This is a genomic window from Streptomyces azureus, from assembly GCF_001270025.1.
Classification (GTDB): Bacteria; Actinomycetota; Actinomycetes; order Streptomycetales; family Streptomycetaceae; genus Streptomyces; species Streptomyces azureus.
Map to the genome: position 1 here is coordinate 1 of NZ_DF968386.1, position 10,734 is coordinate 10,734.

At 72.6% G+C, this 10,734-nt stretch carries 7 protein-coding genes and 2 pseudogenes; 7 read left to right on the plus strand and 2 right to left on the minus strand.

The window, feature by feature from the left end; translation table 11 throughout:
- Positions 1 to 243: 243 nt before the first annotated feature.
- Entirely contained in the window at positions 244 to 1,683 is a 1,440-nt protein-coding gene (gene gndA / locus AOQ53_RS31835) for an NADP-dependent phosphogluconate dehydrogenase (protein WP_059422524.1), read from the minus strand.
- A 349-nt stretch (positions 1,684 to 2,032) separates the two neighbouring features.
- On the opposite strand from gndA, the gene AOQ53_RS31840 reads away from it, so the two are divergent.
- Complete coding sequence (locus AOQ53_RS31840) at positions 2,033 to 3,289, plus strand: peptidoglycan DD-metalloendopeptidase family protein (protein WP_059422526.1); 1,257 nt, start codon at positions 2,033 to 2,035, stop codon at positions 3,287 to 3,289.
- On the opposite strand, the gene AOQ53_RS31845 is transcribed toward AOQ53_RS31840, so the two are convergent.
- The gene (locus AOQ53_RS31845; RefSeq protein ID WP_059422528.1) at positions 3,279 to 4,745 is read right to left on the minus strand and encodes a DMT family transporter; all 1,467 of its coding nucleotides are present in this window, start codon (positions 4,743 to 4,745) and stop codon (positions 3,279 to 3,281) included. The genes AOQ53_RS31840 and AOQ53_RS31845 overlap by 11 nt on opposite strands.
- A gap of 227 nt (positions 4,746 to 4,972) precedes the next feature.
- Between AOQ53_RS31845 and AOQ53_RS31850 the strand changes: the two genes are divergently transcribed.
- The 6 genes and pseudogenes from AOQ53_RS31850 to AOQ53_RS31875 all read left to right on the plus strand — a co-directional run.
- Complete coding sequence (locus AOQ53_RS31850) at positions 4,973 to 5,710, plus strand: (2Fe-2S)-binding protein (protein ID WP_059422535.1); 738 nt, start codon at positions 4,973 to 4,975, stop codon at positions 5,708 to 5,710.
- Positions 5,711 to 5,749: 39 nt separating this feature from the next.
- Positions 5,750 to 6,901 carry a glycogen synthase gene (gene glgA, locus AOQ53_RS31855; protein ID WP_059422530.1) on the plus strand — a complete coding sequence of 384 codons (1,152 nt, stop codon included), beginning with the start codon at positions 5,750 to 5,752 and terminating at the stop codon, positions 6,899 to 6,901.
- Between the two features lie 51 nt (positions 6,902 to 6,952).
- Positions 6,953 to 8,173 (plus strand): glucose-1-phosphate adenylyltransferase, encoded by a 1,221-nt coding sequence (gene glgC, locus AOQ53_RS31860; protein WP_059422531.1) that lies wholly within the window; start codon positions 6,953 to 6,955, stop codon positions 8,171 to 8,173.
- Positions 8,174 to 8,423: 250 nt separating this feature from the next.
- Positions 8,424 to 8,870: pseudogene (locus tag AOQ53_RS31865) on the plus strand (glycoside hydrolase family 2); the annotation flags it as partial.
- A gap of 144 nt (positions 8,871 to 9,014) precedes the next feature.
- A complete protein-coding gene (locus AOQ53_RS31870; protein ID WP_059422534.1) occupies positions 9,015 to 10,358 on the plus strand; it encodes a wax ester/triacylglycerol synthase family O-acyltransferase in 1,344 nt (447 codons plus the stop codon).
- A 105-nt stretch (positions 10,359 to 10,463) separates the two neighbouring features.
- Positions 10,464 to 10,734 (plus strand): annotated as a pseudogene (locus AOQ53_RS31875) (short-chain dehydrogenase); the annotation flags it as partial.

Below are 10,734 nucleotides of genomic sequence, written 5' to 3' on the forward strand. Positions count from 1 at the left end.
CCCCGCCACCGGGTCCGGAGCCGACCCCACCCCCGGGCCCCGATCCGGTGCCGGGCCCCGACCCGTCCCCGATCCCGCCGGGGCCGGAACCCGTACCGAACCCCGAGCCGGGCCCGCCACTGTCCTGAACGGCGGCAAGAGAACCGGCAACAGAACCAGCAAGAGAACCGGCAACAGAACGGGGCCGGTGGACAGCCGATGCGGCCGTCCACCGGCCCCGTACCGGTCCTCAGCGCGGAGCGCCTACGCGGAGACCTCCGACCGGTCCCCACCCCACAGCGTGTGGAACGACCCGTCCCGGTCCACCCTCCGGTAGGTGTGCGCACCGAAGTAGTCCCGCTGCCCCTGCGTCAGCGCCGCCGGCAGCCGCTCGGCGCGCAGGGCGTCGTAGTAGGCGAGCGCCGCGGCGAAACCGGGCGTCGGCACGCCCTGGCGGGTCGCGGCGATCAGCACCTCGCGCCAGTCGTCCTGGGCATCCCCGATCTCCTGTGCGAACGTCGCGTCCGACAGCAGGCTCGGCAGATCGGGCCGGGCGTCGTAGGCCGCGCGGATACGGTCCAGGAAGGCCGCGCGGATGATGCAACCGCCCCGCCACAGCGCGGAGACCGCACCGAGGTCGATGTCCCAGCCGTACTCGCCGCGGGCCGCGTCGATCTCGTGGAAGCCCTGCGTGTACGACACGATCTTCGACGCGTACAGCGCCTGCTCCACCCGGTCGGCGAAGGCCCGGGCCTCCGACTCGCTCATCGGCTGCGCCTTCGGTCCGGCCAGCCCGCGCGAGGCCTCCCGCAGCTCCGCGTGGCCCGACAGCGAGCGGGCGAAGACCGCCTCGGCGATGCCGGACACCGGCACACCCAGGTCGAGCGCGATCTGCACGGTCCAGCGGCCGGTGCCCTTCTGCTCGGCCTGGTCGACCACCACGTCCACGAACGGCTTGCCCGTCTCCGCGTCCACGTGCGAGAGCACCTCTGCCGTGATCTCGATCAGGTACGAGTCGAGGCGGCCCTGGTTCCAGGTGCGGAAGATCTCCGCGATCTGTGCGGGGGTGTATCCGGCGACGTCGCGCAGCAGCTGGTAGGCCTCGCCGATGAGCTGCATGTCCGCGTACTCGATGCCGTTGTGCACCATCTTCACGAAGTGCCCGGCACCGTCCGGACCGACGTGCGAGACGCACGGCGAACCGTCGGCGGCCTTCGCCGAGATCTTCTCCAGCATCGGGCCCAGCGAGTCGTACGACTCCTTGGGGCCGCCCGGCATGATGCTCGGTCCGTTGAGCGCGCCCTCCTCGCCGCCGGACACGCCCATGCCGACGAAGTGGATGCCCTGCTCGCGCAGGTCGCGCTCCCGGCGCCGGGTGTCCGCGAAGTGCGCGTTGCCGCCGTCGATGATCATGTCGCCGGGCTCCAGCAGCGGGGCGAACTCCTGGATCACAGCGTCCGTCGGCTCACCGGCCTTCACCATCACGACCAGCCGCCGCGGCCGCTCCAGCGCGGCCACGAACTCCTTGGCGCTCTCGCACGCGACGAACTCCCCCTCACCGCCGAACTCCTCGACCAGGGCGCGCGTACGCGCGGGCGTCCGGTTGTGCACCGCCACCGTGTAGCCGTTGCGGGCGAAGTTGCGGGCGAGGTTGCGGCCCATGACCGCGAGACCCGTGACGCCGATCTGCGCTGTACTGCTCATTCGGTTGGCTCCTAAAGACCTCGGTATCGCTGCTGCGGATGGTGTCCACCAGCATGCCCCCGTCGACCATCCTGACGTGCCGCTACCTCGACCGCACGCGCGGGTCGTACGACGTCGCGCAGGCAGATACGCACAAGAGCCCCCGTCGCACTCACCCGAGGTACGCGTCCCCGCGTGCGCCGCACCCGCGCACCGGGTGCCGTACGCGGTGCACCGCCGTGGCGCACGTCGCGCAACAGGGGCCTCATCCCGGCCATTTGGGCAACCGGGCGGCTGATAGCCGCCTTGTCCTGGCCGGTTCGCAGCGCTTACTTTTGCCCCTCCTGACGCATGTCTAGGGGGGCTCTCGATGGCCGTACGCGGCCGGCATCGCCGGTATCAGCCGAACAGGATCAACCGCGCCTCACTCACCGTCACGGCGGGCGGCGCGGGCATGGCGCTCCCGTTCATGGGCGCCGGCACCGCCCAGGCGGCGGACGTGGCCACCTGGAACAAGGTCGCCGCCTGCGAGTCGAGCAACGACTGGAACATCAACACCGGCAACGGCTTCTACGGCGGACTCCAGTTCACCCAGTCCACCTGGGAGGCGTACGGCGGCCGGGCCTATGCGGCGCGCGCGGACCTGGCCACCAAGGACCAGCAGATCGCCGTCGCCGAGGAGGTGCTCGACGGGCAGGGCCCGGGCGCCTGGCCGACGTGCTCCGTACGGGCCGGACTGACCCGGGGCGGAGCCGAGCCCGACATCCGGCCGGCCGGCGAGAGCACGAGGCAGGACGAGAAGGCAGACCGGAAGCAGAGGCCCAGGACCTCCATCGAGGACGTGCGGCCGCAGTCCACGCCGCAGTCCCGGGCGGGCAGCGCCGAGATGTACACGGTGGTGCGGGGCGACACCCTCTCCGGCATCGCGGAGGAGCGGGAGGTGCGGGGTGGCTGGCGAGGTCTGTACGCCGCCAACCGCTCGGCCATAGGGAGCGATCCGGATCTGATCGTGCCGGGCCAGCGGCTCGCGCTGAGCGGCGAGGGCGCCACGAAGACGCGTCCCGCGCCCGAGCGGACCCCGTCGGCCAAGCCGTCGACGAAGAAGCCGGCATCGCAGCAGCCGGCATCCAAGAAGCCGTCCCCGGACCGCGCCGAGGAGCGTGCCAAGGACCGGTCCAAGGACGAGAGCAAGGAGCGCGCCGCACGGTCCACGGCCATCCGGCAGGGCCTGGTCGCCCCCGTCAGCGCCTCCCTGGGGACGCCCTACCGCAAGGCGGGCTCGTCCTGGTCGAAGGGCTACCACACCGGCGTCGACTTCCCCGTGCCCACGGGCACGTCCGTCAAGTCGGTCGCTTCGGGCAGTGTCGTCAGCGCGGGGTGGGGCGGCTCGTACGGCTACCAGGTGGTGATCCGGCACGGCGACGGCCGCTACAGCCAGTACGCCCACCTGTCGGCGATCTCCGTGCGGGACGGCCAGACGGTGAGCGCGGGCCAGCGCATCGGCCGCTCCGGCTCCACCGGAAACAGCTCGGGCCCGCATCTGCACTTCGAGGTGCGGACGGGGCCCGGGTTCGGCACGGACGTCGACCCCATCGCGTACCTGAGGGCCGGCGGCGTCAGGATCTGATGCGCCTGCGGTGCCGGTCCATCGTGGGCATCGACACGTACGGGATGCCGTAGAAGGCCGCGTAGGAGAGCGGGCGTTCCTCGGAGGACACCGGCGGTTCCCCGCTCTCGTACGTGACGTCCGGGGCGACGCCGGGTTCATCGGCGACGGCGATCCCGGGCACGGGCACGTCCCCTGAGGGGCCCCGGCCCGCTCCGCCGAGGTCACCAGCCCCGACGCCCAGCGCCTTGTGCAGCGCCCCCACGGCGACGGGTGGGGCGCCCACGGTCTCGGCCAGCGCGCCGATGTCGGCAGGGGACCCCAAGGGCTCCGGCGAGACGCCCACCCTCCCGCCCAGGCCACCCACGGGCGACGCGTCCACCGCCTCGGGCAACTCGCCTCCACTCGCGGACAGACCGCCCACGGACCCGGCCAAGTAACCCGCGTGCCCGGACTCCGCACCCACGGCCCCGCTCAAGCCGCCCCCGCGCCCGGCCTCCGCACCCACCGTCTCCAGCAGACCCCGCCCGCTCCCGGCCGGTTCCCCGGCGGGCCCGGGCAGCATCCCCGTCGCCCCGAGGCCCGTGTCCACGGGAACCAGCCCCCTGTCGGCGACCTCCAGCCCCGCCCCCTCGCTCTCCGGGTGGGCGTGTGTGAGCCGCTCCGTCGTCAGCAGGATCAGGCCGCCCGCCGCCACCACGCCGCAGCTCAGGGCGAGCGCCGTGCCCGTCGCGCCGTAGCGGAAGGTTTCGCCGAACATCGTGATGCCGACCGCGGCCGCCACCACCGGGTTCACGACCGTCAGCGTGGCCAGCGGTGCGGCGAGTCCGGCGCCCCGGTAGGAGGCCTGCGACAGCAGCATGCCCGCCGTGGCGAGGACGCCGATCACGGCGAGGGACGGCACGTCCGCCACCGACACACCGCCGGTCCAGTCGACCGCCACGGTCTTGGTGAACACCGAGGACATGCCGAACGCGATACCGGAGGCGGTCGCCAGCAGCATGCTGCGCACCGCCGGGTGCCGGTGCGCGGCCCGGCCGGCGATCATCAGCGCCACGACCACACCCGCGGTGACCACGGCCACGGCCACCCGCTCCGCCGCGTCCAGAGACTGCGCGTCGGACGCGGCGACCAGGGACAGCAGTCCGGCGAGCCCCACCGTCGCCATGATCGCGCCCCGCCACGCCGTGGCGCCCGCCTTGCGGCCGACGAACAGCGCCGCCATCGGCAGGGCCACCACGATGGTCAGCGCGCCGAGCGGCTGCACCAGGCTGAGCGGGCCGTACGCCAGCGCCACCACGTGCAGCAGTCCGCCGAGGCCGTTGAGCGCGACCGCCGCCCACCAGCCCGGCCGGCGCAGCGGCGCGTACTGCTCGTCCGGCGACGACACCGCGACCCGCTCCTGCACGATCGCCCCGCCCGCGTAGGCGAACGCGGAGACGAGGGAAAGCAGGACGGACAACGCGAGGGCGCTCATCGGCTGCTCCTCTGCGTCAGGCGGGGGCGCTCAGCCCGGCGCGGCGAAAGGTCGGCTTTCATGACCAACACCCTGCCGTGTCCAGGTCTTCCCGTCGTCGTCCCTGAGCACTCATTGGGTCCTACTGCCGATGGAGTACGAGGGGACACCCATCATCCCCAGGGTGGGCGTCCCGGTCGGGGGTCACCGGGTCGCATCCCTTAGGGGCCTTGGTACTACTGCTCTTCGTGGACCTTGACCCCGACCTTGCCGCGCTCCGCCCGCTCGGCGGCTACTTCGTGCTGCGCACCGGGGGAGCGGCGGCCGGGCCTCTTCCCACTCTCGCACAGGCCTACGCCGTCGAGTCACCGGATGTATGCGGAAATCCCCTGATTTTACGTGTCGGAAAAGTTGCGACCGCCCTGCGCACCCCGGAGTTGCGCGTCGCGGCGTCCGTGGCCCACCTGGGGCTGGCGGCCCGCCTCTGGTCCGTGGCGCTCGGCTGTGCCGCGCTCTACGGCCGTGTCCCCGACCTTGACGCCCGGCTGCTGCGCTGGGACGCCGACGCCGGTGCCCCCGACGACCTGTGGCTCTCGGACGTAGAGCCGCTCCCCGGGGACGCGCCGACCGTCGCGGACGTCGTCCTGCGCGGCCACCTCGACCCCCTCTCGGCGGCCCTGCGCGCCCACCACCGCCTCGCCCCGGGCCTGCTACGGGGCAACGCCGCCTCCGCGCTGGCGGGCGCCGCCCGGGAACTCGACCGCTGGGCCCGGCGGCACGGCCGTACGGACACCGCCGCCCGGGCCCGTTCCCTGGCCGCGGAACTCCTCGCGCACCCCCTGCTGGCCGGCGCCGGAACCCTCACCGGAACCGTCTTCCGGCGCCGCAGCTGCTGTCTGTACTACCGCGTGCCCGGCGGGGGCCTTTGTGGTGACTGTTGCTTCACACGGCCGCCCCGCTCTTCCCCACAGGCCCCATCTGGGTGACCATGAAAGGGAACGGCCGCTGAGAGCAGGGAGTTGCGGGTGCGAGTGGGACTGCTGACCCGGGAGTACCCGCCGGATGTGTACGGCGGTGCGGGTGTCCACGTGGAGTTCCTCGCCCGGGAACTCCGGCCTCTGGTCGACCTGGACGTGCACTGCTGGGGCGAGGGCCGCGCCGACGGCGTGCGGCGCCACCGGCCCTGGTCCACGCTCGACGGCGCCAACGACGCGCTGCGCACCTTCTCCGTCGACCTGGCCATGGCCGCCGCCCTGGAAGGCCGCGAGCTGGTCCACTCCCACACCTGGTACGCCAACCTCGGCGGTCACCTCGCCAAGATGCTCTACGGCATCCCGCACGTCATGACCGCCCACTCCCTGGAGCCGCTGCGCCCCTGGAAGGCCGAGCAGCTCGGCGGCGGCTACGAGCTGTCGAGCTGGGCCGAGCGCACCGCGATCGAGGCCGCCGACGCGGTGGTCGCCGTGTCGGGCGCCATGCGCGAGGACATCCTCGGCTGCTACCCGGCCCTGGACCCGGACAGGGTCCACGTCATCCACAACGGCATCGACACGAGCCTGTACCGGCCCGACCACGGCACGGACGCCCTGGACCGGATCGGCCTCGACCGCTCCCGTCCGTACGTGCTGTTCGTCGGCCGCATCACCCGCCAGAAGGGCGTGCCCCACCTGCTGCGGGCGGTGCGCGACATCGACCCGGCCGCGCAGGTCGTGCTGTGCGCGGGCGCGCCCGACACGCCGGAGATCGACCAGGAGTTCCGCGAACTGTTCGGGGAGCTGAGCCGGGTCCGCGACGGCGTCTTCTGGATCCCGAAGATGCTGCCGCGCCCGGAGGTGATCCAGCTCCTCACGCACGCCGCCCTGTTCGTCTGCCCCTCGGTGTACGAACCGCTCGGCATCGTGAACCTGGAGGCGATGGCCTGCGGCACACCTGTGGTGGCCTCGGCGGTCGGCGGGATCCCCGAGGTCGTGGACGACGGCAGGACGGGCCTGCTGGTCCCGGCCGGGGACGGCTTCGAGGCGGGACTCGCCCGGGCCATGGACTCCGTCCTGGGCGACCCGGAGGCCGCCCGGCGGATGGGCGAGGCCGGGCGGGAACGCGCGGTCGGCGAGTTCGGCTGGGACGCGGTGGCCCGCCGCACGGTACGGCTCTACGAGGAGATCCTGAAACAGGCTTAGTACGAGCTGCTCAGGGGCAGGCATCGGGAAATCTGCGTGAGGGGAGCGGCCATGCGTCGTGGTGGTCCTTCGGTCCTGGGAATCGTGCTGGCGGGCGGAGAGGGCAAGCGTCTGATGCCCCTGACCGCGGACCGGGCGAAACCCGCGGTGACCTTCGGCGGTACGTACCGCCTGGTCGACTTCGTCCTGTCCAACCTGGTGAACGCCGACGTGCTGCGCATCTGCGTCCTGACGCAGTACAAGTCGCACTCGCTGGACCGGCACATCACCACCACTTGGCGGATGTCCAGCCTGCTCGGCAACTACGTCACGCCCGTGCCCGCCCAGCAGCGCCTCGGCCCCCGCTGGTACCTGGGCAGCGCCGACGCGATCCTCCAGTCGCTGAACCTGATCTACGACGAGCGCCCCGAGTACGTCGCCGTCTTCGGCGCCGACCACGTCTACCGCATGGACCCCCGCCAGATGCTCACCCAGCACATCGACAGCGGTGCGGGCGTCACGGTGGCCGGGATCCGGGTGCCGCGCACCGAGTCCTCGGCGTTCGGCGTGATCACGCCGGGCTCGGACGGCCAGACGGTGGAGCGCTTCCTGGAGAAGCCGACGGACCCGCCCGGCCTGGCCGACGACCCCGAGATGGTCTTCGCCTCGATGGGCAACTACATCTTCACCACGAAGGCCCTCATCGAGGCGCTCCAGCGGGACTCGGAGGACGAGCACTCCGTGCACGACATGGGCGGCTCGATCCTGCCCCAGCTCACCGACCGGGGCGAGGCCGCGCTGTACGACTTCAGCGCCAACCACGTGCCCGGCGAGACCACCCGCGACCAGGGCTACTGGCGGGACGTCGGCACGCTGGACGCCTACTACGAGGCCCACATGGACCTGATCGCCGAGCGCCCTGCCTTCAACCTGTACAACCGCAGCTGGCCCATCTACACGCACTCGTACCAGCTCTCGCCGGCCCGCTTCAACGCAGGCGGCATCGCCAGCGAGTCCATCATCAGCGCCGGCTGCCTGATCCGCGGGCAGGTCACGCGGTCCGTGCTGTCGCCGGGTGTGGTGGTCGACCCGGGGGCCGTCGTGCAGGGGTCCGTGCTGCACGACAACGTCCACATCGGCCGGGGCGCGGTGGTGCGCGGCGCCGTGCTCGACAAGAACGTCGAGGTGCCGCCGGGCGCGACGATCGGCGTCAACCCGGAGCGTGACGCGGAGCTGTACACGGTGTCCAAGGGCGGCGTCATCGCCCTCGGGAAGGGGCAGCTGGTCACCTGACGAGGAGCGGACGGGGGACTTTGTCCTGCCTCTGGACGAAGAACGGACTCCGTGTTGTCATGCGAACTCCTGTCCATGACAACGTTGTTATGGAGGTTCCGTGCGTACCAGACGCCTCAGGACCCGACTCGCGTTACTTCTCGCCGCGCTCCTTGCCCTCACCGGCCTGACCGCGGCACCCGCTCTCGCCGACGACCCGGCCGAGATCCACGGCCTCAAGGGCGAGTACTACACGCACTCCGCCCCCGGCGACGGCCAGTCCGGACTGAACCTCGGCGCCGACGGCGGCACCGGCGACATCATGGACGAGCACGGCTACCCGAGCCCGGCCCTGCCGCCCCGCCCCGACGGGAAGCGCGCCCTGGTCGGCGGCGAGTACGGCGGCCTCGGTCTCGCCGTGCCCGGCCATGCCTGGTCGGTGCAGCAGTCGTACGTCGACGTCGACCCGGCCACCTGCACGGACGACTACCTGGCGAAGCTGGACGAGGTCCGGGCCCTGGTCTGCCGGGGCAGCAACGGAGCCGTGTACACCCAGATCGCGGACGTCGAGGGCGAGCTGAACGGCTTCCTGACGTACGACCGGGCCGTGCTGAAGCCGGACACGGCCAGGCTGAAGACGGCGCACCAGGAGCTGATCCATGACGCCTCCCGGGTGACTCCCACCGGGTGCCCGGCGCCGCGTCCTGTGCTGAACTGACCTCACATGCACCATAAGTCCCGCCCCTCTCATCGGGGCGGGACTTAATGTGCTGTTAACTGTACGTAGCCTGATCGTACTTGACCGTAATCGCCCGGGGGCGATTGACTGCTGACCTACCCGTCGTCGACGCGAGGCAAGCCCTTGACTGCTGACCTGCTCGCTCCTCTCGACCTGGCGTTCTGGAACATCGAGTCCGCGGACCACCCGATGCACCTCGGCGCGCTCGGGATCTTCTCGGCCCACTCGCCCGCCGCCGGCGCCCACGCGGCCGACCTGCTCGCGGCCCGCGCCGCCGGCATGCCCGGACTGCGGATGCGGATCCGCAACGTGTGGCAGCCACTGCCCTCCGCGCTGCGCCGGCCCCTCGCCTTCGGCGGCGCCGCCCGCGAACCCGACCCGGACTTCGATGCCCTGAACCATGTGCGGCTGCACGCCCCGACCGCCGACTTCCACACGGTCGCGGGCCGGCTCATGGGACGCCCGCTGGAGCGTGGCCGGCCGCCGTGGGAGGCCCATGTGCTGCCCGGCGAGGACGGGGTCTCCTTCGCGGTGCTGTTCAAGTTCCACCACGCCCTGGCCGACGGGCTGCGGGCGCTGACCCTCGCGGCGGGCGTCATGGACCCGCTGGACATGCCCGCGCCCCGGCCTCGCCCCGCCGAGCCCCCGCGCGGCCTGCTACCGGACGTACGCGAGCTGCCGGGGATGGTGCGCGGCGCCCTGTCCGACGTGGGCCGGGCCCTGGACATCGGCGCCTCCGTCGCCCGCTCCTCCCTCGACGTGCGCTCCACCCCCGCGCTCACCTGCGAGCCGAGCGGCACCCGCCGCACCGCCGGAGTGCTGCTCGACCTCGACGACGTGCACCGCGTCCGCAAGACCGTCGGCGGCACCGTCAACGACGTCCTGATCGCGGTCGTCGCGGGCGCGCTGCGCCGCTGGCTCGACGAGCGCGGCGACGGCAGCGGAGACGTCGCGCCCCGCGCCCTGATCCCCGTCTCCAATCGCCGCCCGCGCACCGCGTACCCGCAGGGCAACCGGCTCTCCGGTTACCTGATACGGCTTCCGGTGGACGACCCGGACCCGCTGGCCCGCCTCGCCTCGGTCCGCACCGCCATGGACCGCAACAAGGACGCCGGCCCCAACCGGGGCGCCGGCGCCGTCGCCCTGCTCGCCGACCACGTCCCGGCCCTGGCCCACCGGCTGGGCGGACCCCTGGTCGGTCAGGCGGCCCGGCTCTGGTTCGACATCCTGGTCACCAGCGTGCCCCTGCCCAGCCTCGGCCTGAAGCTGGGCGGCAACCCGCTCACCGCCGTCTTCCCGTTCGCCCCGCTGGCCCCCGGCCACTCCGTGGCGGTGGCGGTCTCGACGTACCGGGGGAGCGTCCACTACGGGCTCGTCGCCGACGGCGAAGCCGTGCCGGACCTCGACCGGCTCGCGGCGGCCGTCGCGGAGGAGGTGCGCACTCTGATCACGGCCTGCCGCTCCTGAATCGCGCGGGTTTGGCGGTGCGGCCCGCTGCTGGCGTAAAATTCGCCCCTCGAAAGCGGGCGCGACCGGCGCGCCGCCACAGCAGAGCAGGGAACGACAGCGGCGATGACGGTGACAGAGGACGGCCCGCAGGCCATGGACGAGGCGAGCGGGCTCTCGTACGGACCCGGCATCGACCCGGAGCGGCTGGCCGTCTGCCTCAGCGTGCTCGAGGAACTCGACAAGCTGGAGATCGACCACCCGGACGCCGTCGCCGTGCGCCGGGCCACCGCGGGCGTCTACCGCACGGTCAAGCAGCGCCGCCGCCAGGAACGCCGGGCCGCCAAGACCGCCCACGACAAGGCGGTCACGGAGGCCACGGCGACCGGCTCCGCCC